The 25,861-nt window shown below is 63.6% G+C and carries 21 protein-coding genes and 1 pseudogene; 12 read left to right on the top strand and 10 right to left on the bottom strand.

What is annotated here, in order from left to right; translation table 11 throughout:
• Window positions 1-234: 234 nt before the first annotated feature.
• From gsiB to ACLRDN_RS09125, 4 genes are all read right to left on the bottom strand, one after another.
• A complete protein-coding gene (gene gsiB, locus ACLRDN_RS09140; protein ID WP_413459863.1) occupies window positions 235-1,806 on the bottom strand; it encodes a glutathione ABC transporter substrate-binding protein GsiB in 1,572 nt (523 codons plus the stop codon).
• A 108-nt stretch (window positions 1,807-1,914) separates the two neighbouring features.
• The gene (locus ACLRDN_RS09135) at window positions 1,915-3,768 is read right to left on the bottom strand and encodes a dipeptide ABC transporter ATP-binding protein (protein WP_209533266.1); all 1,854 of its coding nucleotides are present in this window, start codon (window positions 3,766-3,768) and stop codon (window positions 1,915-1,917) included.
• Window positions 3,769-3,793: 25 nt separating this feature from the next.
• Window positions 3,794-4,780, bottom strand: coding sequence for an isoaspartyl peptidase/L-asparaginase family protein (locus ACLRDN_RS09130; RefSeq protein WP_413459862.1), 987 nt, complete (start codon window positions 4,778-4,780; stop codon window positions 3,794-3,796).
• On the bottom strand, window positions 4,777-5,754 hold the full coding sequence (locus ACLRDN_RS09125) for a MurR/RpiR family transcriptional regulator (protein WP_034332904.1): 978 nt from the start codon (window positions 5,752-5,754) through the stop codon (window positions 4,777-4,779). The genes ACLRDN_RS09130 and ACLRDN_RS09125 overlap by 4 nt, the downstream gene beginning before the upstream one ends.
• Between ACLRDN_RS09125 and ACLRDN_RS09120 the strand changes: the two genes are divergently transcribed.
• The 12 genes and pseudogenes from ACLRDN_RS09120 to ACLRDN_RS09065 all read left to right on the top strand — a co-directional run.
• Window positions 5,732-6,079, top strand: a complete 348-nt coding sequence (locus ACLRDN_RS09120; RefSeq protein WP_413459861.1) for a hypothetical protein — start codon at window positions 5,732-5,734, stop codon at window positions 6,077-6,079. The genes ACLRDN_RS09125 and ACLRDN_RS09120 overlap by 23 nt on opposite strands.
• Before the next feature lie 93 nt (window positions 6,080-6,172).
• A complete protein-coding gene (locus ACLRDN_RS09115; protein WP_154132420.1) occupies window positions 6,173-7,108 on the top strand; it encodes a LysR family transcriptional regulator in 936 nt (311 codons plus the stop codon).
• A 302-nt stretch (window positions 7,109-7,410) separates the two neighbouring features.
• Window positions 7,411-8,724 carry an MFS transporter gene (locus ACLRDN_RS09110; protein WP_413459860.1) on the top strand — a complete coding sequence of 438 codons (1,314 nt, stop codon included), beginning with the start codon at window positions 7,411-7,413 and terminating at the stop codon, window positions 8,722-8,724.
• 77 nt (window positions 8,725-8,801) lie between these two features.
• The gene (locus ACLRDN_RS09105; RefSeq protein ID WP_413459859.1) at window positions 8,802-9,479 is read left to right on the top strand and encodes a DUF2848 domain-containing protein; all 678 of its coding nucleotides are present in this window, start codon (window positions 8,802-8,804) and stop codon (window positions 9,477-9,479) included.
• A gap of 110 nt (window positions 9,480-9,589) precedes the next feature.
• Entirely contained in the window at window positions 9,590-10,942 is a 1,353-nt protein-coding gene (locus ACLRDN_RS09100) for an amidase (RefSeq protein ID WP_413460374.1), read from the top strand.
• Window positions 10,943-11,189: 247 nt separating this feature from the next.
• Window positions 11,190-13,178 carry a DNA topoisomerase IV subunit B gene (locus ACLRDN_RS09095; protein WP_039786544.1) on the top strand — a complete coding sequence of 663 codons (1,989 nt, stop codon included), beginning with the start codon at window positions 11,190-11,192 and terminating at the stop codon, window positions 13,176-13,178.
• 1 nt (window position 13,179) lies between these two features.
• On the top strand, window positions 13,180-14,076 hold the full coding sequence (locus ACLRDN_RS09090) for a lytic transglycosylase domain-containing protein (RefSeq protein WP_413459858.1): 897 nt from the start codon (window positions 13,180-13,182) through the stop codon (window positions 14,074-14,076).
• Between the two features lie 33 nt (window positions 14,077-14,109).
• Window positions 14,110-16,425 (top strand): DNA topoisomerase IV subunit A, encoded by a 2,316-nt coding sequence (gene parC / locus ACLRDN_RS09085; RefSeq protein WP_413459857.1) that lies wholly within the window; start codon window positions 14,110-14,112, stop codon window positions 16,423-16,425.
• 207 nt (window positions 16,426-16,632) lie between these two features.
• Window positions 16,633-17,184, top strand: a complete 552-nt coding sequence (locus ACLRDN_RS09080; RefSeq protein WP_413459856.1) for a PAAR domain-containing protein — start codon at window positions 16,633-16,635, stop codon at window positions 17,182-17,184.
• A complete protein-coding gene (locus tag ACLRDN_RS09075; protein ID WP_413459855.1) occupies window positions 17,181-17,801 on the top strand; it encodes a T6SS effector amidase Tae4 family protein in 621 nt (206 codons plus the stop codon). Before ACLRDN_RS09080 ends, ACLRDN_RS09075 begins: the two co-directional genes overlap by 4 nt.
• Window positions 17,798-18,403: a hypothetical protein gene (locus ACLRDN_RS09070; protein WP_413459854.1), complete on the top strand. Its 606-nt coding sequence runs from the start codon at window positions 17,798-17,800 to the stop codon at window positions 18,401-18,403. The genes ACLRDN_RS09075 and ACLRDN_RS09070 overlap by 4 nt, the downstream gene beginning before the upstream one ends.
• Window positions 18,400-18,579 (top strand): annotated as a pseudogene (locus ACLRDN_RS09065) (transcriptional regulator); the annotation flags it as partial. The gene ACLRDN_RS09070 and the pseudogene ACLRDN_RS09065, both read left to right, overlap by 4 nt.
• A 13-nt stretch (window positions 18,580-18,592) precedes the next feature.
• On the opposite strand, the gene ACLRDN_RS09060 reads toward ACLRDN_RS09065, so the two are convergent.
• From ACLRDN_RS09060 to ACLRDN_RS09035, 6 genes are all read right to left on the bottom strand, one after another.
• Window positions 18,593-18,757, bottom strand: coding sequence for a hypothetical protein (locus ACLRDN_RS09060; protein ID WP_157845743.1), 165 nt, complete (start codon window positions 18,755-18,757; stop codon window positions 18,593-18,595).
• Window positions 18,758-18,824: 67 nt separating this feature from the next.
• The gene (locus ACLRDN_RS09055) at window positions 18,825-19,961 is read right to left on the bottom strand and encodes an ABC transporter permease (protein WP_121039314.1); all 1,137 of its coding nucleotides are present in this window, start codon (window positions 19,959-19,961) and stop codon (window positions 18,825-18,827) included.
• A gap of 1 nt (window position 19,962) precedes the next feature.
• Window positions 19,963-22,710, bottom strand: a complete 2,748-nt coding sequence (gene rbbA / locus ACLRDN_RS09050) for a ribosome-associated ATPase/putative transporter RbbA (RefSeq protein WP_413459853.1) — start codon at window positions 22,708-22,710, stop codon at window positions 19,963-19,965.
• A complete protein-coding gene (locus ACLRDN_RS09045; RefSeq protein WP_413459852.1) occupies window positions 22,707-23,783 on the bottom strand; it encodes an HlyD family secretion protein in 1,077 nt (358 codons plus the stop codon). Before ACLRDN_RS09045 ends, rbbA begins: the two co-directional genes overlap by 4 nt.
• Window positions 23,780-25,222: an efflux transporter outer membrane subunit gene (locus ACLRDN_RS09040; RefSeq protein WP_413459851.1), complete on the bottom strand. Its 1,443-nt coding sequence runs from the start codon at window positions 25,220-25,222 to the stop codon at window positions 23,780-23,782. The genes ACLRDN_RS09045 and ACLRDN_RS09040 overlap by 4 nt, the downstream gene beginning before the upstream one ends.
• 216 nt (window positions 25,223-25,438) lie before the next feature.
• Window positions 25,439-25,807, bottom strand: a complete 369-nt coding sequence (locus ACLRDN_RS09035) for an Hpt domain-containing protein (protein ID WP_413459850.1) — start codon at window positions 25,805-25,807, stop codon at window positions 25,439-25,441.
• Between the last annotated feature and the right edge of the window lie 54 nt (window positions 25,808-25,861).

The following is a 25,861-nucleotide window of genomic DNA, read 5'->3' as shown; positions in this document are numbered from 1 at the left end:
GCTGGTGTGTCCACACCCTGCGGTGGAGTCGCTCCCTGCGCTGCCGGCTTGCATGGCAACGCATCGTGAATCTGTGGGGGAGGATGGCCAGCCACCCTCCCCGCTTCATTGCTGCTCTTTTCTGCTCGTTACGACGATGCAGAGAACCTGCCCAGTGCTGCAAAACTGCATGACGCGGCCTCACAGCACTGCATTTTTGCATCGGCCCGCAAGGGCCGACCACACGGCGCCTGCTTACTTGGTGAACTCGATGTTCTCAAATTCGTAAGCCTGGTCCGGCATGATGTAGATGCCCTTGAGGTTCTTGGCACGGGCATACAGCAGTTTTTCGGTGACCAGGAAGGCCCACGGTGCATCCTTCCAGACTTCCTGCTGGGCGTCCTTGTACAGCGCTTCCTTTTCCTTGCGGTCGGAGACGGTCAGGGCCTTGGCGATGTCCGCATCGACCTTGTCGCTCTTGTAGTAAGCGGTGTTGAACAGACGCGGCGGGAAGGATTCCGATGCCAGCAGCGGACGCAGGCCCCAGTCGGCTTCACCGGTGGAGGACGACCAGCCGACGTAGAACAGGCGGATCGGGGCGGTGGCCGGATCCTGCCAGCTTTCCACACGTTCCACGCGCTGACCGGCTTCCAGGGCCTGGATCTTGGTCTTGATACCCACTTGCGCCAGTTGCTGCTGCAGGAACTGGATCACCTTCATGGCGGTGGTATGCGTGTAGGCCGACCACAGTTCGGTCTCAAAGCCGTTCGGGTAGCCGGCTTCAGCCAGCAGGGCCTTGGCCTTCTTCACGTCATAGGGCCACGGACCGGACTTGAAGGCGTAATCCACGCCTTGCGGCAGCACGCCATCCATCGGGGTGGCGTAGCCATTGAAGGCCACCTTGGCCAGGGCATCCTTGTTGATGGCGTAGTTGATCGCTTCGCGCACCTTCGGGTTGTCGAACGGCTTCTGCTTTACGTTCATCGACATGTAGCGCTGGATGATGGAGGGACCGGCGATCACGTCCAGGTTGCCCTTGCCCTTGAGCAGGTCAGCCTGTTCGTAGGGCAGCGGATAGGTGAACTGGGCTTCGCCGGTCTGCAGCATGGCCGAGCGCGAGTTGTTGTCCACCACCGGCTTCCACAGGATCTCGTCGACCTTGGGGTAGCCCTGCTTCCAGTAACCGTCGAACTTGGCTACCTTCACGTAGTCGGTCTGCTTCCATTCCACGAACTTGAAGGGACCGGTACCGACCGGGTGGAAGGCGATGTCCTTGTTGCCGTACTGCTTCAGCGCAGCCGGGGAGATCATCGCGGCCGACGGGTGCGCCAGCACGTTGATGAAGGCCGAGAACGGCTCCTTCAACACGACCTTGACGGTGTAGTCGTTGAGCACTTCGGTCTTGGCGATGCGGTTGAAGAGGTTGTAGCGCTTCAACTTGTTGTCCGGGTTGGTCACGCGGTCGAAGACGGCCTTGACGGCGTCGGCCTTGAAGACGGTACCGTCATGGAACTTCACGCCTTGCTTCAAGCGAATGGTGTATTCCAGGCCATCCTTGCTCACCAGGTAGCCTTCGGCCAGCACCGGGATGAGCTTCATGTCCTTGTCGAAGCCATAGAGGCCCTGGTAGAAGGACTTCATCACCGACAGCGACAGCGTATCGTTGGCGTCATACGGGTCCATCGTGGTGAAGGTCGACGCTACGGCCACGGTAGCAGTCTTGGCGGCGAAGGCATTGGCCGCGCCGAACTGCAGGGCGGCGCCCAGGGTACCCAGGGCCAGCCATTTGGCGGCGCTCATTGCTTTGTTTTTTGCGGATGCGGACATTGGTCTCTCCTGATCAGTGACGCTTGAGTGGTTACAGCTTGATTGAGATTACTGCGCTGACTGCATTTACCAAATTACAGATACGACTCGGGAACATCACGCCCGCGCTCAAAACGCGCCGGCAATACGGTGCTGGGCCACGAAGTGCCCCGGAGCCACTTCCCGCAGCGGCTCCACTTTGGGCTCATCGCCCACCAGCCGGATCGGGCTGGGAATTTCATCGGTCATCAGTTTCTTGCCCGGCTGGCGCAGGGTCGGATCGGCCACCGGCACGGCCGCCATCAGCTTGCGCGTGTACGGGTGCTGGGGATTTTCGAAGATGGCGCGGCGCGGTCCGATCTCCACGATCTGGCCCAGGTACATCACCGCCACCCGATGGCTGATGCGCTCCACCACCGCCATGTCGTGCGAGATGAAGATGAAGGAGATGCCCAGCTCGGCCTGCAGGTCCAGCATCAGGTTGACGATCTGGGCCTGGATCGACACGTCCAGGGCCGACACCGATTCATCGGCAATGACGATCTTGGGGTTCAACGCCAGCGCGCGGGCGATGCAGATGCGCTGGCGCTGGCCACCGGAAAACTCATGCGGATAGCGCTGGCCGTGCTCGGGCGTCAAGCCCACGCGGGTCAGCAGCGCATCCACGCGTTCCTGCGCGCCCTCCTTCAGGCCGTGCACCAGCATCGGCTCCATGATGGAGTAGCCGACGGTCATGCGCGGGTCCAGCGAAGCGAAGGGATCTTGGAAGATGAACTGGATGTCGCGGCGCAGCTCGCGCAATTCCGAACGCGGCAATTGCGCCAGGTCGCGGCCGCCGAACTCGACCTTGCCGCCGGCGATGTCGACCAGGCGCAGCAGCGAGCGCCCGGTAGTGGACTTGCCGCAACCGGATTCGCCGACGATGGCCAGGGTCTCGCCGGAATAGAGATCGAAGCTCACCTTCTCGACCGCATGCACGCGCTGCTTGACGCGGCCGAAGATGCCGCTCTTGACGTCGAAGCGTGTCGTCAGGTCGCGCACCTTGAGGATGGGTTGGCGCTGCGCGGCGATTTCCGCCTGCGCCTGCAGTTCGCTGGCGATCAGGTCGGGACGCACCTCGGCCTGCGGCGCAATGCCAAAGCGCAGCGGCTTGTCAGTGCCGCGCATGGAACCCAGGCGCGGCACTGCCGCCAGCAGGGATTGCGTGTAGGGGTGGGCCGGTGCGGCAAACAGCGTCTTGACTTCGTTCTCTTCGACCTTCTCGCCACGGCACATCACCACCACGCGGTCGGCCACTTCGGCCACCACGCCCATGTCGTGGGTGATGAAGATCACGCCCATCTGCATCTCCTGCTGCAGCGAACGGATCAGTTGCAGGATCTGGGCCTGGATGGTCACATCCAGGGCCGTGGTCGGTTCGTCGGCAATGAGCAGCGAGGGCTTGCAGGACAAGGCCATGGCGATCATCACGCGCTGGCGCATGCCGCCGGAGAGCTGGTGCGGATGGCGGCCCAGCACGCGCTTCGCTTCAGGAATGCGCACCATCTCCAGCATGCGCAGCGCTTCGGCCTGGGCGGCGGCGCGGCTCATGCCCTGGTGCAGGCGGATCGATTCGGCAATCTGCTCGCCGACGGTGAAGACCGGATTGAGCGAGGTCATCGGTTCCTGGAAGATCATGGCGATCTCCGCGCCCCGGATGCTGCGCATGGTGGCGTTGTCAGCCTGCGCCAGGTCCAGCGACTGGCCGCTGCGGCGCAGGAACTGCATGCTGCCGCTGGCGATCTTGCCGCCGCCGTGTTCGATCAGGCGCATGATGGCCAGCGACGACACCGACTTGCCCGAGCCCGATTCACCGACGATGGCCAGGGTCTCGCCCTGGTTGACGTGGAAGGACAGGTCGCGCACCGCATCGACCGTCCGTTCGGAGGTGGCAAAGCGGACATTGAGCTGACGGACATCCAGCACGCGTTGGGACTGTTGCATCTTGATTCTCTCCTGCTCGGCCGCTTCAGGCCGGTGCTGCGTAAATGGCGGTGACCGGGGCCAGTTCGCCACAGCCCCAGGCGCGATACATGCCTTCGGTATTGAAGGGCAAGGCCAGGTTGCCGTGGCGGTCGATGGCGATGACGCCACCGCGTCCGCCCACCTTGGGCAGGGTCTCGAAGACCACGGCGCGGCTGGCTTCTTCCAGCGACTGGCCGGCATAGGCCATGCGTGCGCCGATGTCGTAACAGGCGGCGGTGCGCATGAAGGCTTCGCCGGTGCCGGTGGCCGACACGGCCACGGTGGCGTTGTTGGCATAGCAGCCGGCCCCGATGATGGGCGAATCGCCTACGCGGCCAGGCTGCTTGTTGGTGATGCCGCCGGTCGAGGTGGCCGCAGCGAGGTTGCCGAACTGGTCCAGGGCGACGGCACCGACGGTACCGAACTTGTTGTCCGGATCGATGGGTTCCTTGGGCTCGGCGGCTTTTTCTGCGAAGGCGAAGGAGGAGGCATCGTGGTCCAGCATCGCGCGCGACTGGCCGCGCACGCGCTGCCATTGTTCATGGCGGGCATCGGTATGGAAGTAAGCGGGTTCGACCGTGACCGCACCATGGCGCGCCGCAAAGGCTTCGGCCGCAGGGCCGACCAGCAGCACGTGTTCGCTCTTTTCCATCACCGTGCGTGCGGCCAGGATGGGGTTGCGCAGATTGGTCACACAGGCCACCGCGCCGGAGGCGAGGTCAGCGCCATTCATGACACAGGCGTCCAGCTCATGCTTGCCTTCGCTGGTGTAGACGGCACCATGGCCGGCATTGAAGAGCGGGCAGTCTTCCAGCAGGCGCACGGCTTCGGTGACGGCTTCCAGCGCCGAGCCGCCGGCGTTGAGCACGGCCTGGCCGGCGGCGACGATGTCGGACAGGGCCTGGTGATAGCGGGCCTCGTCCTCGGCCGAAAGCGAAGCGCGCGTGATGGTGCCTGCGCCGCCGTGGATGGCAATTACCGGAGTGGTCATGCGTTGGTCTTTCCTTTGGTTGGGGCGCGCTTGGCGGCCGCCCGCACGGGCTTGCCGACCGGCGTGGTGCCGGCGCGCTGTTGCTGCTGGGCCAGGTACAGCCAGGGCAGCACGAATTCAGCCATTTGCGTGGCGGCCTGCACCGAGCGGCGTGCGCGATGCGCCACGGCATCGCACAGGGCCTGGATCAGGATCAGTGCGGCCGCATCGGAAGTGGGCGCGAGGCGGCCATCGGTCTGGGCATACAAGGCGACGTCGGCCAGCGGCACCAGCGGCGATCCGGGCGTGTCGGTGAGTGCGATCACGCGTGCGCCCTTCTCCACCGCGCGCTGGGTGAGCCAGACGGTGTCGGCCGCATAGCGCGGGAAAACCATCGCAATCACCAGGTCATCGCTGTCGAGCTTGAAAAACTGGCGCGCCGCCTGCGAGGGGCCGCCCGCCATGGCCACCGAACTGACGGTGCGCACATAGGGTTCCAGCGTATGGGCCATCAGGCCGGAGAGATAGGCCGAGGCACCGAAGCCGGTGATGAAGATGCGCTGCGCCGAGAGGATCATGTCGACCGCCTGCTCGCAGTGTTCCGGCGTGAGCATGCGGCGCGTGGCCTCGATGTTGGCGATGTCGCTGTCAAAGGCGGCCGCCATGATCTCGGCGCTGGTGGCGGTGCGCTGCACCTGCTCGCGCAGTTTTTCCACGGGGGCCAGGGTGGTCGCAAAATCCGAGACCAGCGCGGCGCGGAAGGAGGCATAGCCGTCGAAGCCCAGCGCATGGGCGAAGCGGTTGGCGGTGGCCACCGAGATGCCGGCGGCTTCCGAGAGTTCATCGATGGTCATGGTGGCGGCGCGGAAGGGATTGCCCAGCACATAGTCCGCCGTCTTGCGGTGCGACTTGGACAATTGCGGATACAGCTTGCCCACGGCCTGCGCTACCGCACCGGCTCCCTGCAAACTGATGTTCTTCGGCTGTTGTGTCACCGCCCGCTACCCCGTCGTCATTGAATTCACTGCCCTCGGCAAACGAAACGCAAAAGAAATAAATCGTTTAAATCATTTATTCCGTTTGCCAAGAGCCCTGCCACCACTGTTCTTGCCATGTTCTTGTGCTGTTGCGCCCGCTGATGCGGACGTTTTTATCATCGTGCAGGACATATCATTTATGTCATTCCCGCCGAAAAAATGTAAATATATTTTCATTTTCACGGCGAGTAAAGAAAAAATACTTTCAAAAATCGAATATCCTTATAACGCACCAGAAGCACGCGATAGCGCGCATGAAATGCACCGGATGTGCGCCAGATGAACGAAGATTCATTGCGCAGCGCACCAAAAATGACGGACTGAACCGGGATCTGAAGACGATAAAATACGCCCCTTCACTCCGCCCTGCCCGCTCATGAATATCCGCTTCCTTGAAACCTTCGTCTGGCTGGCCCGTTTGCGCAATTTCCGGCTCACGGCCGAGCGGCTGCATACCACGCAGGCTGCCGTTTCCAGCCGCATCGCCTCGCTCGAACAGGATTTCGGCGTGCGCCTGTTCGACCGCAGCGCGCGCGAAGTGGCGCTGACTGCCGACGGCAGCAAGGCGCTGGTGTATGCCGAGCGCATGGTCAAGCTCATGCGCGAGATGAAGGACGACATGTCCGATCGCGAAGTGTTTGCCGGCGTCATCCGCATCGGCGTGATCGAATCCATCGTGCACAGCTGGTTTCCGGATTTCCTCGGACGCCTGCATAAAGCCTTTCCGCGCCTGCAGATCGAGATCGTCAGCGACACCACCATCCACCTGCACGAGCAGTTCAGCAAGAGCAACCTGGACCTGGTGCTGCAGGCCGAACCGGTGATCGGCCCGCAGGTCAGCAACATCGCGCTGTGCGAATTTCCCATGCGCTGGGTCGGCAGCCCCAAGCTCGACATCGGCAGCGAGACGCTCTCGCTGGCCGACCTGGCGGCCTTCCCCATCATCAGCTTCGCCCGCAATTCGGGGCCGCATGCGGTGATCGAGCGGCTGTTCTCGGGCAGCGAACGCGGTGAGCGCACCTTGCACATCAACTGCATCGCCTCGGTGGCCACCATGATCCGGCTGGCCACCGATGGCTTCGGCATCACGGCCGTGCCGCCGGCCATCATCCAGCGCGAACTCAACGAAGAGAGCCTGCACCTGCTGCGCGTGGATACCGAGTTCCCGGCACTGGCCCTGATCGCCTGCTTCCGCGCCGATCATGAGAATCCGCTGACCGAAACCGTGGCCCGCATCGCGCAGGAAACGGCGTCCGACTTCGCACTCAATTGGGGCCAGGAGATCGCGCGGCTGCCCGCCCCGCTCGGCTGAGATCGCCCGCCCTCCCGCCTGCACGCTGCCTTGCGCGCCGATGAGCGGACACGCCAGGGCGGCACCATCCTGAAGCAAACAGCGCCCTGCTTTTGCTCATAAGATTTTTCAATCAAGGCCGTTCAGATTTTCTTGTTGGACAGCGCCCGCCCTGCATCCCCATACTGAATTCAGACCGGCGCCTTCGGGCTGGCTCCGGAAGATCCCGGCCCTGCAGTACTTGCAGCCGCTCCCATCCCAACCATGCAGAACACAACACGGCGCCGTCACGCGGACGCCGGCCACACTTGAGGAGGTTTTCCATGTCGTATTCCCCATCCGCTGCGGCCACCGCGGCGCCCCCGGCCAGCAGCAGTGCCAGCCTCGAGGGGACCTATGGCAAGATCGCCTGGCGCCTGATTCCCTTCCTGGTCTTCCTGTTCGTGCTGGCCTGGATCGATCGCGTCAACGTCGGCTTCGCCAAGCTGCAGATGCTGCAGGACCTGCAGTTCTCGGAGGCGGTGTATGGCCTGGGTGCGGGCATCTTCTTCATCGGCTATTTCCTCTTCGAAGTGCCGAGCAACCTGCTGCTGGAAAAGATCGGCGCCCGCAAGACGCTGGCACGCATCACCATCCTGTGGGGCCTGGCCTCGATGGCCATGGCCTACGTCACCACGCCGACCAGCTTCTACATCCTGCGCTTCCTGCTGGGCATCTTTGAAGCGGGCTTCTTCCCCGGCGTGGTGCTGTATCTCACTTACTGGTTCCCGGCCAAGCGCCGTGCCCGCGTCAATGGCCTCTTCATGACCTCCTTTGCCATCGCCGGTGCAGTCGGCGGCCCGATTGCCGGGCTCATCATGAGCAGCATGGAAGGCGTGGGCCATCTGGCCAACTGGCAATGGCTCTTCATCATCGAAGGCATTCCGTCCATCCTGGCAGGCTTCGCCGTGCTGGCCTGGCTGCCGGAAAAACCGGCCAATGCCAAATGGCTGAGCGATGCTGAAAAAACCGCCGTCACGCAAGTGCTGGCCGCCGAAAACAGCGCACCGGGCAAGCACTTCTCCTTCAAGGATGCCTGTGCCAACTACCGCGTCTGGATCTGCGCCGCCGTGTATTTCTGCGTGGTCAGCGGCAATGCCACCATCGCCTTCTGGGCACCGTCCATCATCAAGGAAATCGGCGTCAAGGGTAACCTGCAGATCGGCCTGATCTCGGCCATCCCCTTCGTGGCCGGCACGCTGGCGATGATCTGGAACGGCTTCCACTCCGACAAGACCGGCGAGCGCCGCCTGCACAGCGCCATCGCCACGCTCATCGCCTGCATCGGCTTGATCGCCACCGGCATGACGCTGGGCAATGCGACGCTGGCCCTGTGTTCGCTGACGCTGGCGGCCATCGGCATCCTGGCGGCCTTCCCGGTGTTCTGGTCGATTCCCGGCGCTTTCCTGGCCGGCACGGCAGCCGCCGGCGGCATCGCCCTGATCAACTCCATCGGCAACCTGGCCGGCTTCGTGGCCCCTTACATGATCGGGGCATTGAAGACCAGCACCGGGTCGCTCTCCTCCGGCCTGTATTTCGTGGCCGCGCTCGAATTCCTCGCCAGCTTCCTGGTGGTGGTGTTCGTCAAGAAGCACTGATGATGCACTGATCTCCCCCTTGGCTGGCCGCCTCCCCGGCCAGCCTCTCCTGAATCACCCTGTAGGAACAGAAACTCATGAAGCTGACCTTTACCCTCCCCGATCAATCCCCCCTCCAGGCCGACATCGACACCCTGGTCATCGCCGGCTGGGCCGGCCGCGACATGGCGGCCATCGAACATCACATCGAAGAACTGGAAGCCCTGGGCATCTCGCGTCCCAGCGCAGTGCCGCTGTTCTATCGCGTCTCGGCCAACCAGCTCTCGCAGGCCGCGCAGGTGCAGGTGCTGGGCGAGGCCTCTTCCGGTGAAGTGGAGACCTTCGTCTTCAACAGCGGTGGCGAGCTGTATGTCTCGATTGCCTCCGACCACACCGACCGCAAGCTGGAAGCGCACAGCGTGGCCTTCTCCAAACAGGCCTGCGTGAAGCCCGTGGGCAGCAGCGCGTGGAAGTTGTCGGACGTGGCCGAGTACTGGGATGAACTGGTGATGCGCTCCTGGATCGAGGAAGACGGCGCCACCAAGCTTTACCAAGAAGGCACGCTGGCCTCGCTGCGCACGCCCGGCGACCTGATCGCGCGCTTCACGCAAGGCGGCGCCACCCTGCCCGAGGGCTGCGGCATGACCTGCGGCACCGTGGGGGCCATCGGCGGCATCCGTGCTGCGGCGTCCTTCACGATGGAACTGTTCGACCCGCGCCGCCAACGCGCCCTGCGCCACCATTACGTGGCCGAGTCGCTGGCCGAGGTGGCCTGATGCCACGGGGCGGCCCAAGGGGCCGCCCATGCGCCTTTGTTGGATGCGCCAGGCAATGCGATACTTGCGCATCTGCGAATTTGTCCTCCGACCACACCGACTTCCTCATCATGCCGAGCACACTCTCCCAACTGGCCGCCGACCTCGATGCCGGCCGCATCACTTCCCTGCAACTGACCGAACAAGCCCTGGCCGGCATCGCCGATCCGGCGGGCGAAGGCGCGCGCGTCTTCACCAGCGTCTACGCCGACCAGGCGCGCGCCGCCGCCCGTGCTTCCGATACCCTGCGCGCGGCCAAACTGTGCCGCTCGCCGCTGGAAGGTGTACCGGTCTCGGTCAAGGATCTGTTTGACGTGGCCGGTGAAACCACCCTGGCCGGCTCGGTCGTGCTGCGCGGCAAGCCCGCTGCCACCGCACATGCGGCCGTGGTACAGAACCTGATGAAGGCCGGTGCCATCGTCATCGGCAAGACCAACATGACCGAGTTCGCCTATTCGGGCCTGGGCATCAATCCGCATTACGGCACGCCGCAGAACACCTGGGAGCGCAACGTCGAGGGCGGCCGCATTCCCGGTGGTTCTTCTTCCGGGGCGGCCATCTCGGTCACCGATGGCATGGCCTTTGCGGCGGTCGGGTCCGATACCGGCGGTTCCGTGCGCATCCCCTCGGCACTGAACGGCCTGACCGGATTCAAGCCCACGGCCTCGCGGGTGTCCATGCAAGGTGTACTGCCACTGTCCGCTTACCTGGACTCGATTGGCCCGCTGGCTGTCTCGGTAGAGTGCTGCGCCATCATGGACGCTGTACTGGCCGGTGAAACCTATGTGTCCGTAGTCGCCCATCCGTTGCGCGGCCTGCGCCTGCTGGCCCCGACCAATGTGGTGCTGGACGCCATGGACGAGACCGTCGGCAAGGCCTATCGCGCCGCGCTGGACAAACTCGCCGCCGCCGGTGCCGTCATCGTGGAAGCGGAAGTACCGGCCTTCAACGCCCTGGCCGCCATCAACGCCAAGGGCGGCTTCACCGCTGCCGAAGCCTACGCCTGGCATCGCGCCTTGATTGCCGAGAACGCCGCCGGCTACGACCAGCGCGTGGTCTCGCGCATCCTGCGCGGCAAGGACATGAGCGCCGCCGACCTGCTCGACGTGCTGCACGCCCGCCCACGCTGGATCGCCGAAGTGCAGGCGCAACTGGCCGGCTACGATGCGCTGGTGATGCCGACCGTACCCATCGTCGCGCCCCGCATTGCCGAACTGCAAGCCAGCGATGACGCGTATTACGCCGCCAACGGCAAGATCCTGCGCAACCCCACGCTGATCAACTTCCTCGATGGCTGCGCGGTATCGCTGCCCTGCCACGCAGCGGGCAGCGCGCCGGTCGGACTGTCGCTGGCCGCGGCTGGCGGCGAGGACAAGCGCCTGCTGTCTATCGCCCTGGCGGTGGAAGGATTGCTGGCCGCCTGATCCGGACCATTTGCTCCCTTGACAAGGCTTGCGCATGCGCAAGCCTTTTTTGTGCGCGCTTTTAGCCGCATTTACACGCTGTTACCGACAAGTCCTGCCCGGAAGGGAACATTCCGCCCTGCCGGGCGCCGAATCCACGGAATTTTCATTAGAATGCGCTTTTGCAGCGCAGGATGGCCCTTGGCGGGCGCCCGCGCTGGATGAACAGACAACAACCCTCCGGCATCAGCCACGACCACTCATCTGCATGGCAACCAAAAAAACAACCCCGTCCGATTACAGTGAATCATCGATCCGTGTCCTCAAGGGACTGGAGCCGGTCAAGCAGCGTCCGGGCATGTACACGCGCACCGAGAATCCGCTGCACATCCTCCAGGAAGTGATCGACAACGCCTCCGACGAAGCGCTGGGCGGCTACGGCAAGAGCATCATCGTCACCATCAACGCCGACGGCAGCGTGAGCGTGGAGGACGATGGCCGCGGCATCCCGGTCGGCCTGCACCCGGAAGAAAAAGTCCCCACCGTCGAGATCGTCTTCACCCGCCTGCATGCGGGCGGCAAGTTCGACAAGGGCTCTGGTGGTGCCTATGCCTTCTCGGGCGGCCTGCACGGCGTGGGCGTCTCGGTCACCAATGCGCTGGCCACGCGCCTGGAAATCACGGTCTGGCGCGAAGGCGGCGTGCACACGCTGGCCTTCTCGGGCGGCGACGTTATCGAGAAACTGCAGTCGCGCCCCGCCACCCGCGAAGACAAGAAGTCCGGCACCCGCGTGACCGTCTGGCCGGACGCCAAATATTTCGACTCGGCCACCATTCCGCTGGGCGAGCTGCAGCGCCTGCTGCGCTCCAAGGCGGTGCTGCTGCCGGGCGTGAAGGTCACGCTGATCAACGCCAAAACCGGCGACACCCAGAACTGGCAGTACGACCAAGGCCTGCGCGGCTACCTGATGGAGCAACTGGCCCAAACCGGCAGCGGCGAAACATTGATCCCGCTGTTTGAAGGCGAACAGTTCGCCGGCAAGGATGCCGAAGGCTTCGCCGAGGGCGAAGGCGCCTCCTGGGTAGTGGCCTGGACCGAAGAAGGTGCCGTGGTGCGCGAATCCTACGTCAACCTGATCCCCACCTCCAATGGCGGCACCCACGAATCGGGCCTGCGTGAAGGCCTGTTCTCGGCGGTCAAGAGTTTTGCGGAAATGCACTCGCTGCTGCCCAAGGGCGTGAAACTGTTGGCTGAAGACGTCTTTGCGCGCGTCTCCTTCGTGCTCTCGGCCAAGGTGCTGGATCCGCAATTCCAGGGCCAGATCAAGGAACGCCTGAACTCGCGCGATGCCGTGCGGCTGGTGGCCGGTTACTCGCGTCCGGCGCTGGAGCTGTGGCTGAACCAGCACGTGGAGTACGGCAAGAAGCTGGCCGAGCTGGTCATCAAGCAGGCCCAGAGCCGCCTGCGCTCGGCGCAAAAGGTCGAAAAGAAGAAATCTTCCGGCGTGGCCGTGCTGCCGGGCAAGCTGACCGATTGCGAATCCTCGGATGTGACGCGCAATGAAATTTTCCTGGTGGAGGGCGACTCCGCCGGCGGCTCGGCCAAGATGGGCCGCGACAAGGAATTCCAGGCCATCCTGCCGCTGCGCGGCAAGGTCCTGAACGCCTGGGAAACCGAGCGTGACCGCCTCTTCGCCAACAATGAAATCCACGATATCGCGGTAGCCATCGGCGTCGATCCGCATGGCATCAATGACACGCCCGATCTCTCCGGCCTGCGCTACGGCAAGATCTGCATCCTCTCGGATGCGGACGTGGACGGTTCGCACATCCAGGTGCTGCTGCTGACGCTGTTCTTCCGTCACTTCCCCAAGCTGATCGAGAAGGGCCACATCTGCGTGGCGCGCCCGCCGCTCTATCGCGTGGATGCCCCGGCGCGCGGCAAGAAGCCGGTGCAGAAGCTCTACGCCTTGGACGATGGCGAACTCGAAGCCATCGAAGACAAGCTGCGCAAGGATGGCCTGAAGGAAGGCGCCTGGAGCATTTCCCGCTTCAAGGGCCTGGGCGAGATGAATGCCGAGCAGCTGTGGGAAACCACCATGAACCCGGACACGCGCCGCCTGCTGCCGATCAGCTTCGGCGAGCCTGGCGTGCAGACCTCGGAAGAGCGCTTCAACATGCTCATGGGCAAGGGCGAAGCGGCCTCCCGTCGCGCCTGGATCGAAGAGCACGGCAACGAAGCCGAAGCGGACATCTGACATGCACCGCCCCGCGTTCCTGCACACCAGCGCCCTCGCCGCCCTCCTGGGCGCGGCGGCGCTGCTCTGTGCCGGACCGGTACAGTCGCAGCAAGTGGTCCGGTACACCGATGCCGATGGTGTACAGCACATGCGGGTGGAAGCAGCGGACAGTGGCCGGGACAGTACCGGTACGGCTGCCACCGGAAAGAAATCCAAGACCATTGTGTACCGGTACACCGATGCCGATGGCGCCGTGCACTTCTATGCCCAGACCCTGGACGACCCGGACAAGCTCATGGCCAGCAGTGCATCGCTGCTCAATCATCCCGGCAGCAAGGAAGCGGTGACGCCGGCCGATCCGCCATTCGTCAAGACCATGCTGGCCCATCGCGATGCGCGCAAGTACGACAGCCTGCTCACCGAAGCGGCCCGCGAATTCGGTCTGGATGCGGCACTGCTGAAGGCCGTCATGACGGCCGAATCCGGCTTCAATGCCACGGCTGTCTCCAGCAAGGGCGCGGTAGGCCTGATGCAGATCCTGCCCGATACGGCCGAGCGTTACGGCCTGCAGGGGGATCGCCGCAAGACGCTGCACCAGAAGCTGACCGATCCGAAGATCAACATCCGCCTGGCCGCGCGCTACCTGCGCGATCTGATGGCGATGTTCCCGCAGCACGTGGAACTGGCCATTGCCTCCTACAACGCCGGGGAAGGCGCGGTGCAGAAGTATGGCAACAAGATCCCGCCCTATCCCGAGACCCAGGGCTATGTGCGACTGGTGTCGCGGTTCTATGAACTGTACCGGCCCGCCGGCGCATTGCGCCTGGCGGCCGGCGAGCGCGGTAGCGCCAATGCCAGCGGCAATGCGCGCCTGAAGGTGACGCTGCCGCCGCGCGAGCCCGCCATCAACGATTAACCCAGTCAATACGAACACAACAAGACAAGCTCCATGACCGATCAACCGACCCTGTTTGACCAAGCCCCGGCTGCGCCCGATGGCGAATCGCTGACGCTGTCCACCTTCGCCGAACGCGCCTATCTCGATTACGCGATCTCGGTGGTCAAGGGCCGCGCCCTGCCTGATGTAGCCGACGGCCAGAAGCCGGTACAGCGCCGTATCCTCTACGCGATGAACGAACTGTCGCTGAACTCGGCGGCCAAGCCGCGCAAGTCAGCCGCCGTGGTCGGCGACGTGCTGGGCAAGCTGCACCCGCACGGCGACCAGTCGGTGTATGACGCGCTGGTGCGCATGGCGCAGGATTTTTCGCTGCGCTATCCCTTGATCGACGGCCACGGCAACTTCGGTTCGCGCGATGGCGATGGCGCAGCGGCGATGCGCTACACCGAAGCCCGCCTGACCCCCATCAGCAAATTGCTGCTCGATGAAATCGACATGGGCACGGTGGATTTCCAGCCCAACTACGATGGCTCCACCGAAGAGCCGCGCCTCCTGCCGGCGCGCCTGCCCTTCCTGCTGTTGAACGGCGCCTCCGGCATTGCCGTGGGCATGGCCACTGAAATCCCTTCGCACAACCTGACCGAAGTGGCCAAGGCGGCCGTGTCGATGATCCGCAATCCCAAGATCACGCACGCCGAGCTGATGGAACTGATCCCCGGCCCGGACTTCCCCGGTGGCGGCCAGATCATTACGCCCAAGTCGACCATCGCCGAGATGTACCAGAGCGGCCGTGGCAGCCTGAAGGTGCGTGCGCGCTGGAAGATCGAAGACCTGGCGCGCGGCCAGTGGCAGGCGGTCATCACCGAACTGCCGCCGGGCGTGTCCTCGCAGCGCGTGCTGGAAGAAATCGAAGAACTGACCAACCCCAAGCTGAAGCTGGGCAAGAAGTCGCTGACACCTGAGCAGCAGACGCAGAAGGCGGCCATCCTGGGCCTGCTCGATGCGGTGCGCGACGAGTCCGGCCGCGAAGCGCCGGTACGCCTGGTGTTCGAGCCCAAGTCCAAGAACCAGGACCAGACCGAGTTCATGAACACGCTGCTGGCGCAGACCTCGCTGGAGACCAGTGCCTCGCTGAACCTGGTGATGATCGGCGGCGATGGCCGTCCGCGCCAGAAGAACCTCACCGACATCCTCACCGAGTGGATCAGCTTCCGCTTCGAGACGGTGACGCGCCGCACGCAGTTCCGCATGCAGAAGGTCAACGACCGCATCCACATCCTGGAAGGCCGGGAAGCGGTGCTGTTGAACATCGACAAGGTCATCAAGATCATCCGCGAATCGGACGAACCGAAGCCGGCCCTGATGGACGCCTTCAAGCTCTCCGACCGCCAGGCCGAAGACATCCTGGAAATCCGCCTGCGCCAATTGGCGCGACTGGAAGCCATCAAGATCCAGCAGGAACTGGCCGAACTGCGCAACGAGAAGACCACGCTGCAGGACCTGCTGGACAATCCGTCCTCCATGAAGCGTCTGGTCATCAAGGAAATCGAAGGCGACGCCAAGACCTATGGCGATGCCCGCCGCACGATCATCGAAGAAGCCGAGCGCGCCACCTTCGAGCAGAAGGTGATCGATGAGCCGGTGACGGTGATCATTTCGCAGAAGGGCTGGGTGCGCGCGCGCACCGGCCATGGCCACGATGCGACGCAGTTCACCTTCAAGGCCGGTGACGGTCTCTATGGCGCGTTTGAATGCCGCACGGTGGACAACCTGCTGGCCTTCGGTTCCAACGGCCGGGTCTACACGATCGCGGTCAATGCCCTGCCCAATGCGCGCGGCGATGGCGTGCCTGTGACCACGCTGATCGAACTGGCCAGCGGCAGCAGCATCCAGCATTACTTTGCCGGTCCGGCCGATACCACGCTGTTGCTGGCCTCTGATGCGGCGGCCGGTTTCATTGCCAAGGCGTCCGACATGTTTGGCCGCGTCAAGGGCGGCAAGAGCTTCTTCACGCTCGATGAAGGCGCGCTGCCGCTGGCACCGACGCCGGTGGCGGCTGACGCCAGCGCCGTGGCCTGCGTGTCTGCCAATGGCCGCCTGCTGGTGTTTGGCCTCGATGAGATGAAGACGCTGTCTTCCGGTGGCCGTGGCGTGAACCTGATGGAACTGGAAAAGAACGAGAAGCTGGTCGCCGCCCAGGCCATCAGCCAGAAGGGTGTCGTGGTCCATGGCACCGGCAACATGAGCAAGCCCAAGGAGATTGCCTTGAGCGGCGAGAAGCTGCTGGCGCACGTGGGCAAGCGCGCACGCAAGGGCCGCGTGCTGGAATCGCGCATCAAGGCGACGGGGCTGCGTTCGCAGGGTTGATGCCCGGTTTCTTTTTGCGGTGAAGTCGCCCCCTGTGCAGTTTGGCAGGGGGCGATTTTTTTTATGGCTTGCACAACTGATTGCTTCGTGAGCAAGGGGTGGTCGAAGCATTTCGAATGCGGGGTGGAGTTTTGGGTGTTGGCGTGGAAGAGCCAACGCCTGATGGGGAGAATGCGCGCTCATTGTTGAAAGTGAGGAGCGCGCAAGATGAAAATCATCGGATGGATTCGTGAAGGCGACCGGGCCGCCTGCGGCGCAACGGTGATCGAGGGCGACCCTACCTGTCGCAGTCATGGACGCGCTTATGCGTTCGTCGGTGCGCGAATGGCTTGTCCCAAGAATTGCGTCATTGCGCAAGGGTTCGTGCGCTCGACGCTGACCAATGGACGTGCGCAGGTTATTCATGGCATGAAAACCAGTGGCGGCTGTCCATGCCTCTCCTCGCTTAACGACATCGATGGCGTAGGAAATAGCGACGGAGAGACTATCGCTGAACAATACTTCCGCAATGCCGATGGGCAGTGGACGGGTATCCCCGCGCATTGTCCTCCCGACGAGCCCTACGATGAACAACTGCACATCGTCGCACCAACCATAGAAGGTGTTCCATACCACATCGAAACAACTGACGGCCGCAGATTCTCCGGCCGTATTTTGGCTAGTGGACTACTTCCCCGAATCGATACTTACGAGGAAGATGAATACATAGTTTTGTGGGGAGACGATGCTCTGGCAAAGAGTCAAAGGAGCGCATCATGACAGAAAAAAAGCTGGTGCAGCAGCTAAAGGTACGTACCAACTCAATCAAGGATTCAGTATGCAGGGTTGAGGCTCCTTCGGTAAGGTTCTCCGAACTATGGGCCTCTTATCCAGGGGGAAGTCCTTGCGATGGAAAAGAACAGGATGGGAAGCCAGCATTTAGCGATCAGTGTGCTATTCGCGTAGGCGTCGCTTTAAAGAAAGTCGGTGTGACCTTCAAATCCTATCCGAGCAAGGGGAAATGCTGGTTCAAAGGCCATACAGATCACTTGCTACGCGCCAGAGAGCTTGCAGAATGGCTCAAACTCCAGCCGTTTGTAGGCTGTACCAAACCCGTCGACATCAAAGGCACTGACTGGCAAGAGCGAATAAAGGAAAAGACGGGGATCGTCTATTTCGCGGATTACTGGCGTCGAACAAACCGTAACGGCACCGAAGAAAGCCAGCCCACCGGCGATCATATCGATCTCTGGAATGGCAACAGGTTGACGACAGGTAGCGGTAGCCTCAGGGCAAGGCTAACGACATTCAGCAGATTTACGCTAGGTTTCAACAACGGCCTGATTTATTCGGATCTGGGCAGGGCGACCCAAATTCTTTTTTGGGAGATCAAATGAGAAGCTGCTTTGCACTTCCATTGCTTAGTATTGTGGGCATTGCATGCGGAGCTGCAGCGGGAGCGCTCAATACCGCCTTCATCACGAATTGCGGAGAAAGTTGCCCGGACGACCCGCTGCTGGGGGCGCTGGGATGTTCCATCACATTTCCCGTTATCGGCCATCTCCTGCGCAACAAGACGCGGCAAACGGTCGCCAACACCATGCTGGTTGCCGTGGCACTGGCTGCCACCGTCCTGCTACCGGCCCTCGCTATGTATGCCTACAGCCTTCACGAGAAATATTGGAGACTGCATGGCAAGCAGGTTTATCCGGATATCGAATACAGCCTCATGGTGATTTCAGAGGATCCACTCCCCACACTGGGCATCGCCGAGGCTGAACGCTGTGTCATCAACAATGACCTGCGTTGTGGCGAAAACCCGCAAGTGATTCCAGCCCTGTGCCAAAGCGGATTCGTATCACTGCCACGGAAACATTGGTCCTCTTTCAAGCGACTCCCGAATGAAGATCTGCAAGGCCACGCGCCTGGCGATGACGACCGGAAATATTATTTAAATGATTTATGCCAGCAACAGGCGACATCAGTGAGTCAACCATGAACAAGATCAAGGCTGCGGTCTCTCACCACGAGCGTGAAATCGCCGAACTGCGCGCGAACCCTGTACTGGCCATCGAGTACCTGAAGGCTGCTTTGGAGTCACTGGACAGTCCGGATGACCGCCCTGCCGCGTTGCTGGCACTGCGCGCCATCAGCGAAGCGTATGGCAATGACGGCACCTGAAAACGCGTCACCCAATCGCCACCGACACCCGATACACCAACACCCCCAGCAATCCAAAGGCCCCCGCCAGCATGCAATAAGGTGCCCAGCGTTGCGCGCGTTGGCCGTAGCCGATCAGCAGCAGCGCAATGCTGATGAGCGGTATCCAGGTTGAGGGGCTGTTGAAGTCCATGATGATTGCTCCCGGTTGATTGCATCGCTAGTCATGTGGGCACGGCAACTGCGCGCGCCCTCCTCCATCACGCCATCTGGCTGATGGTCTTTCTGAACCGGCCCAGTGCAGCTACAAACAGGACCAGGCCAATTGCCAGGATGGCCAGCAGTTGCGGCCAGATCACTTCCAGGCCAGCGCCCCGGTACAGTATGGCTTGCCCCGCCGCGACAAAATGCGTCGTCGGGGCGGCCAGCATGATGTCCTGTACCGGTACAGGCATGCTCTCGCGCGGCGTGGAGCCGCCCGACAGCAGTTGCAGCGGCAACAGCACCAGTACGGTGAGCATCCCGAACTGCGGCATCGAACGCGCCAGCGTGGCCATGAAGATGCCCATCGAGGTGGTGGCAAACAGATGCAGCACCGTCACCAGCATGAACAGCGCCAGCGAGCCCTCGATGGGCACCTGCAAGGCGCCCCGCACGATCAGCAGCAAAGACATCAAGGCCGCCAGCGCCACCACCGAACCCATGGCCCACACCTTGGCCAGCATGATCTCGGCCGGACTCACCGGCATCACCAGCAGGTGTTCGATGGTGCCGTGCTCGCGCTCGCGGATGAGCGCCGCCCCCGTCAGGATGATGGAGAGCATGGTGACGTTGTTGATGATCTCCATGAGCGAACCGAACCAGGATTGCTCCAGGTTGGGATTGAAGCGCATGCGCAAGGCCAGCCCCACCGGCGCATCGCCAGCGGCCTCGCTGCGCCGCACGAATTGCGTGACTTCGTTGCTGACCATCTGCTGGATGTAGCTGTTGCCGGTGAAAGCCTGGCTCATGCGCGTGGCATCCACGTTCAGCTGGACCGCCGGCGCGCGCCCGGCCAGCACGTCGCGCTGGAAATCCGCCGGAATGTCCAAGACGAAGGTGTAGTCGCCCGCATCGAGCCCGGCATCAGCCTCCCGCGCCGTCACCAGCCGGGCCACCTTGAAATGCGGCGGATAGAACAAGGACGCAATGCGTGCCGACAGCGGCGAGCCATCGTTGTCGACGATGGCGATGGCGGCATTGTGCAAACTCTCCGGCATGGCCGTGGCGGCCACATAAATGGAGAGCGTGAAGGTGTAGGCGATCAGCACCAGCATGGCCGGATCGCGCAGCAGGCTCCACAGCTCCTTGACGCCGAGACGAAAAATGTTGGACAGGCTGGCAGGCGCGCGGCGCATCTCATTGCTCCTGCTTCTTCAACAGCCACACCGACAACCCCAGGATCACGGGTGCCGCCAGCACCAGCGGCCAGAACGAGGCCCCCAGGTCACCCACCGCCAGCGCCTTGCTGAACACGCCACGGCTGATGGTGAGGAAGTGCGTGGCGGGATAGACCTGCCCGATCAGCGCACCCATCCCTTCAAGCGAAGAGACCGGATTCAACAGTCCGGCGAACTGCACGCAGGGAATGATGGTACCGATCATGGTCACGAAGAGGGCCGCAATCTGGCTGCGCGTAAAGGTCGAGGCAAGCAGCCCGAAGCCGGTCGAGCAGATGATGAACACCAGCGCCGCCAGTGTCAGCGTGAAGAGACTGCCCTTGACCGGCACCCCGAACACGGTCACGGCCAGCAGCGTCAACATGGCGAAATTGAGCATGCCCAGCACCAGATAAGGCAGCTGCTTGCCCAGCAGGAATTCGGTACGCGTGACCGGCGTGACGTAGAGATTGAGGATGGAGCCCAGCTCCTTCTCGCGCACCACCGACAGCGCCGTCAGCATGGCAGGGATCATCATCAGCAGCAGCGGGATGATGGCCGGCACCATGGCCGGGAGGCTCTTGACGTCAGGGTTGTAGCGATAGCGCGTCTCGATGGTGGCCGGCTGCGCCAGGCGTTGACCCAGCCGGTGCGTGGCCATGTCGGCCAGCCACAGCTGATGCATGCCCTGCACGTAACCGCGCACGGTCTCGGCGCGCGTGGGCATGGCGCCATCGACCCAGGCCCCCACTTCCACCGGCTTGCCCCGCGCAATATCGCGGGCGAAGCCGGGCGGGATCTCAATAGCCAGGGAGATCTCGCCGCTGCGCATGCGGCGGTCCAGGTCCTGGTAATCGCGGATGGGCGGCTGCTCGATGAAGTAGCGCGAACCCGAGAGATTGAGCGCATAGTTCTGGCTCAGGCCGGTCTGGTCACGGTCGAGCACGGCGTAGCTGAGGTTTTCCACGTCGAGGTTGATGCCATAGCCCATGATGAACATCAGGATCACCGTGCCCAGCAAGGCCAGGGTGGCGCGTACCGGGTCGCGCCGCAGTTCCAGGCTCTCACGCTGGCTGTAGCTGAGGGCGCGGCCCAGGCTGGTGCGCAGGCGACTGTTGCCAGCTGGCGCGTGGTTCCGGGCCGATGTGACTTTTACATCAGGCGCAGGCGTCATTGCGCCCTTCCCGGCCGCTTCTTCCAGGTACCCAATGAAGGCTTGTTCCAAATTGGCCGACCCGCGCTGGCGGATCAGTTCCTCCGGCGTGGCGCTCACCAGCACGCGCCCGGCATGCATGAGCGAGATGCGGTCACAGCGCTGGGCCTCGTTCATGAAATGGGTGGAAATGAAAATCGTCACCTGGTCGCGCCGCGCGAGATCGATCATCAATTGCCAGAACAGGTCGCGCGCGATCGGGTCCACGCCCGAAGTCGGTTCATCCAGGATCAGCAGCTCCGGCTTGTGCACCATCGCCACGGCCAGCGAGAGCCGCTGGCGGATGCCCAGCGGCAGGCTCTCGGGCAGGCTGTCCATCACCTCCTGCAGGCCGAAGCGCTGCGCCATCTCTTCGGTGCGCGCCGCGATCTGCTCCTGCGGCACGCGATACAGCCGCGCATGCAAGACCAGGTTCTGGCGCACGCTCAGTTCGCCATACAGCGAAAAGGCCTGCGACATGTAGCCCACACGCGCACGTGTAGCCATGTCGCGCGGATCGACGGCCTGGCCAAACAACCAGGCCTGCCCTTCGCTGGCCGGCAAAAGGCCGGTCAGCATCTTCATGGTGGTGGATTTGCCGCAGCCGTTGGAGCCCAGGAATCCGAAGATCTCGCCGCGCCGGATGCGGAAGTCCACATGATCCACCGCCACGAAATCGCCGAAGCGCATGGTCAGGCCACGCGCTTCGATGGCGATCTCAGCTTGCCGCGCCGGGTCCAGCGGTGTCACCTGCACGGGCTGGTGGCCGCGCCGTTTATCGGGTGGCAGCAAGGCGATGAAGGCCTCTTCCAGTGCCGCCGTACCGGTGCGCGCATGCAGCTCGGCAGGCGTGCCGGTGGCCAGGATCTGGCCGTCATCCATGGCTACCAGGAAATCGAAGCGGTCGGCCTCTTCCATGTAGGCTGTCGCCACGATGACGCTCATGCCGGGCCGCTGCTGGCGTATATGCGCGATCAGGTCCCAGAACTGCGCACGCGAGAGCGGATCGACGCCGGTGGTGGGTTCGTCCAGGATCAGCAGGTCAGGGTCATGGATCAGCGAACAGCACAATCCCAGCTTCTGCTTCATGCCGCCGGAGAGCTTGCCCGCCGGCCGCGCCAGGAAAGGCGACAGGCCGGTGCCGGCAGTGAGCGTATCGATGCGCTGGCGACGCTCCTGCGCGGACTGGCCGAACAGCCGTCCAAAGAACTGCAAATTCTCTTCCACCGACAGCGTCGGATACAGGTTCTTGCCCAGCCCCTGCGGCATGTAGGCGATGCGCGGGCAAACCGCTTCACGATGCGAAGCGTGGCGCATATCGCCACCGAGCACCTCCACGTCCCCTTCCTGCAGGGCGCGTGCACCGGCCACCAGCGACAGCAGGCTGGATTTGCCCACGCCATCGGGCCCGATCAGGCCGACCATGCAGCCGGCCGGAATCTCCAGTGTGATCGCCCGCAGCGCAGGTTTCTGGCCATAGCGCAGCGACACGCCCGACAGGCGCGCCACCAGGCTCTGACCAAGGGCCTCCTTCATTGCGGGACCTTCGCCGCCAGCGTGGCAGGCCAGTCACGCGCAGGGTCGGTCCGCACCCAGGCCACGCCGGGCAAGCCGGTCTTGACCAGGGTCAGGTGCTGGCGCAGCAGCGCCGGATCGATCTGCGCCTTGACGCGAAACATCAGTTTCTGCCGCTCGCTGGCCGTCTCTACCGTCTTGGGCGTGAACTGCGCAGTGCTGGCCACGAATGAAATACGCGCCGGGATCACGTATTGCGGGGCGGCGTCCAGCACGATGCGTGCCTCGCTGCCCAGCGCCAGCTTGCCGGCGACGGTCTCGGGGACGAAGAAGGTCATGTAGACATCGCTCAAGTCCACCAGGTTGAGCAGCTTGCCGCCCCCGCCCAGCACCTCGCCCGGCTGGACGATGCGGTATTGCACGCGTCCGGCGCGCGGGGCGACCAGCGTGCTGTCGTCGATGTCGACCTTGATGCGCTGGACCGTGGCCACTGCGGCCGTGACCGTAGCGCGCGCACCGCTGACCTGGGTGCGGGCGGCTGCCACGGCGGCCTGGGCGGCGGTCACTTGTGCCTTGGCTGCCGTGACGGCCGCTTCCATGCTCAGCACGCGGGCACGGTCGTCGTCCACTTCCTGCAGCGAGGAGGCCCCTTCCTTGACCAGCACCTCCGAGCGCGCCAGGCGACGCCGTGCCGCATCCAGCTCGCTGGCGCGCTGCGCGGCCTGGGCCAGCGCGGCCTGATGGTCGCTCTCGCGCACGGCTACCTGGGCCTCGGCACTGGCCACGGCCGAGACCGATTGCTGCTGGCGCGCCTGGGCCTCGTCGCGCTGGGCTTCCAGCGACAGTATCTGCATGCGGGCCAGCGGCTGGCCGGCGCTGACGAAGTCGCCTTCATTGACGAGGATGGCATCGACCCGGCCACCCAGCTTGGTGGCCACATCCACTTCGGTGGCTTCGATGCGGCCGTTGCCGCTGGCGAATCCCTCGCCGGGGCCGCTGTGATGCAGGCGCAGCCAGGCATAGGCCGCAGCGCCGGCGAGGATCACGGCCAGCGCGGCGGCCAGCAGGGGTTTCTTGGCGTGAGGGAGCGTCATGGTCGGGGTCCGGAAGAAAGGGGGAAAGCCGCAGGCGCATTGCTGTCGCCACCCAGCGCCGCATACAGCGCCACCGACGAGGACAGCAGCGCACGCCGGATCTGCACCCGCTGCTGGCGTGCACTCAGCAGGTCGCGCTGGGCATCAAGCACGTCGAGGAAAGGCGCAGCGCCGTTGTCATAGCGCAGCGTGGACAGGCGCGCCCGCTCGGCCTGGACCTGCACCGCCGTCTCGGCAATGGCCAGCTGGCGGGTCAGCCACTGGTGCGCGGCCAGTGCATCGGCGACGTCGCGGAAGGCGGACTGGATGGTTTTTTCGTAATTGGCCACGGCCAGGTCGCGCCGCACTTCGGCCAGGTTCAGGTTGTTGCGCAGGCGGCCTGCCGTGAAGATCGGCAGCGACAGGCTGGGCGAGAAACTCCAGGCATGGCTGCCATCGCGGAACAATCCGCTCAGTTCAGCGCTGGCCGTGCCGAGGTTGCCCGTGAGCGAAATGCTGGGAAAGAAGGCCGCGCGTGCCGCACCAATGTTGGCATTGGCCGCTTGCAGGCGATGCTCGGCAGCGGCCACGTCGGGGCGGCGCGTGAGCAGCAGTGAAGGCGTGCCGGGCGACAGCTCCGGGAACATCACATCCAGTGCCGGCCGCGCCTGGCCGACTGGCAGTTCCAGTGGCGAACCGACCAGCAGCGTGAGTGCATTCAGACGTTGTGCGCGTTGCTGCTCCAGCTGTGCGCCCAAGGCCTGGGCTTGCGTGAGCAGGGTTTCGATCTGGGTCAGGTTCAGGCGCGAGGTGGCGCCGACCTCGACCCGGCGCGCAAAGATGCGATAGCTCTCCTGGCGGCTGGCGATGGTGTCGCGGGCGATGGCCAGGCGTTCGTCGATCTCGGCCAATTCCAGCCAGGCATCAGCCACCTGGGCCACCAGGCTCAGGGCAGCGGCACGGCGGGTGGCTTCGCTGGCCAGCGCGGTGTGCAGCGCGGCGTCATCCAGGCTGCGCAGGCGGCCCCACAGGTCCAGCTCCCAGGTGCTCAGGCCCACACCGGCCTGATAGGCGCTGCCGACCAGCGGGCGTCCGGTCAGGTTGAGGTCGGCCGGAGTGCGCGAGCGATCCAGGCCGGCCTGTGCGCCAACGGTGGGAAACAGGTCGGCGCGCTGGATGCCGTAGAGCGCCCTCGCCTCCTCGACCCGCAAGGCCGCTGCGCGCAGGTCGCGGTTGTTGGCCAGGGCCTGGGTGATGAGGGCTTGCAGTTGCGGATCGCGGAACCAGGCTTGCCAACCGAGTGCCGGTGCGGCTTCACCTGCGCCATCGACCTGCTGCGGATAGTGTGCCGCCACCGGTGCAGCGGGCCGCTGGTAATCCGGCGCCATCGACTGGCAGGCCACCAGCAGAAGCGGCAAGGCAGCCAGCAAGGGACGGATTCGCAGAGAGGGTTCGCACATCGTTGATCTCGGCTCAGGCGGGAAATGTGGTGACGAAATTCTTCGTCTTGTGTGTCCACATTATGAAGATGCCTGCTGAAAACCCGATTGATGTACGTCAGGTTACTGACTGATGAGTCGGTAACTTATGAAGAATGTGAAAGGGAAAGGCCGGAGGGTGGCCGTTTGCGGGGGGGATGCGAGAAAAGTGCGGAAGGCGCGCCGGGCAACGCGGCTTTACTGCGCCACGCCCACCTGATCCACGTAATGCTGCACTTCGGCGACGACGGCCGTGAACAGGTTGCGCAGCTCGGGCAGGCTGGCTGCGGCGCTCTGGGGTGGTTCGGCGCGGGACTGCACCTCGACGGCCTTGAGCATGTCAGTCAGCACGCCGGCACCGACCAGGGCCGTCGTGCTCTTGAGGCTGTGCGCCTCGCGTTTGACCTGCACCGCATCATCCTGCTGGATGGCTGCATCGAGCCGCGCAAAGGTGGCTGGAGCGCTCTTGAGGAAGGTGCCGAACATGTGCCGGCAGGCGGCAACATCCCCGCCCATGGCATCGAGCAAGGGTTCGGGGTTGATGTGCTGGTATCGGTGGTCGTTCACGCGTTTCTCCCTGTGGCCGACGCAATATACGCAAAATATTGCTCCTGTGCCAAT

The organism is Herbaspirillum huttiense, assembly GCF_047300815.1.
GTDB lineage: Bacteria > Pseudomonadota > Gammaproteobacteria > Burkholderiales > Burkholderiaceae_D > Herbaspirillum > Herbaspirillum huttiense_A.
Note: the sequence above shows the minus strand (reverse complement) of the source record. Positions and strands in the feature narration are given on the sequence as shown.

Bases quoted from the DNA above. Each gene is read 5' to 3' on its own strand.
- ACLRDN_RS09040 (WP_413459851.1), bottom strand. From the start codon at position 25,222: ATGTGCGAACCCTCTCTGCGAATCCGTCCCTTGCTGGCTGCCTTGCCG.
- ACLRDN_RS09135 (WP_209533266.1), bottom strand. From the start codon at position 3,768: ATGCAACAGTCCCAACGCGTGCTGGATGTCCGTCAGCTCAATGTCCGC.
- ACLRDN_RS09055 (WP_121039314.1), bottom strand. From the start codon at position 19,961: ATGCGCCGCGCGCCTGCCAGCCTGTCCAACATTTTTCGTCTCGGCGTC.
- ACLRDN_RS09090 (WP_413459858.1), top strand. From the start codon at position 13,180: ATGCACCGCCCCGCGTTCCTGCACACCAGCGCCCTCGCCGCCCTCCTG.
- rbbA (WP_413459853.1), bottom strand. From the start codon at position 22,710: ATGAAGGAGGCCCTTGGTCAGAGCCTGGTGGCGCGCCTGTCGGGCGTG.
- ACLRDN_RS09070 (WP_413459854.1), top strand. From the start codon at position 17,798: ATGAGAAGCTGCTTTGCACTTCCATTGCTTAGTATTGTGGGCATTGCA.
- ACLRDN_RS09080 (WP_413459856.1), top strand. From the start codon at position 16,633: ATGAAAATCATCGGATGGATTCGTGAAGGCGACCGGGCCGCCTGCGGC.
- ACLRDN_RS09115 (WP_154132420.1), top strand. From the start codon at position 6,173: ATGAATATCCGCTTCCTTGAAACCTTCGTCTGGCTGGCCCGTTTGCGC.
- parC (WP_413459857.1), top strand. From the start codon at position 14,110: ATGACCGATCAACCGACCCTGTTTGACCAAGCCCCGGCTGCGCCCGAT.
- ACLRDN_RS09095 (WP_039786544.1), top strand. From the start codon at position 11,190: ATGGCAACCAAAAAAACAACCCCGTCCGATTACAGTGAATCATCGATC.
- ACLRDN_RS09075 (WP_413459855.1), top strand. From the start codon at position 17,181: ATGACAGAAAAAAAGCTGGTGCAGCAGCTAAAGGTACGTACCAACTCA.
- ACLRDN_RS09060 (WP_157845743.1), bottom strand. From the start codon at position 18,757: ATGGACTTCAACAGCCCCTCAACCTGGATACCGCTCATCAGCATTGCG.
- ACLRDN_RS09100 (WP_413460374.1), top strand. From the start codon at position 9,590: ATGCCGAGCACACTCTCCCAACTGGCCGCCGACCTCGATGCCGGCCGC.
- ACLRDN_RS09105 (WP_413459859.1), top strand. From the start codon at position 8,802: ATGAAGCTGACCTTTACCCTCCCCGATCAATCCCCCCTCCAGGCCGAC.
- gsiB (WP_413459863.1), bottom strand. From the start codon at position 1,806: ATGTCCGCATCCGCAAAAAACAAAGCAATGAGCGCCGCCAAATGGCTG.
- ACLRDN_RS09045 (WP_413459852.1), bottom strand. From the start codon at position 23,783: ATGACGCTCCCTCACGCCAAGAAACCCCTGCTGGCCGCCGCGCTGGCC.
- ACLRDN_RS09130 (WP_413459862.1), bottom strand. From the start codon at position 4,780: ATGACCACTCCGGTAATTGCCATCCACGGCGGCGCAGGCACCATCACG.
- ACLRDN_RS09110 (WP_413459860.1), top strand. From the start codon at position 7,411: ATGTCGTATTCCCCATCCGCTGCGGCCACCGCGGCGCCCCCGGCCAGC.
- ACLRDN_RS09120 (WP_413459861.1), top strand. From the start codon at position 5,732: ATGTTCTTCGGCTGTTGTGTCACCGCCCGCTACCCCGTCGTCATTGAA.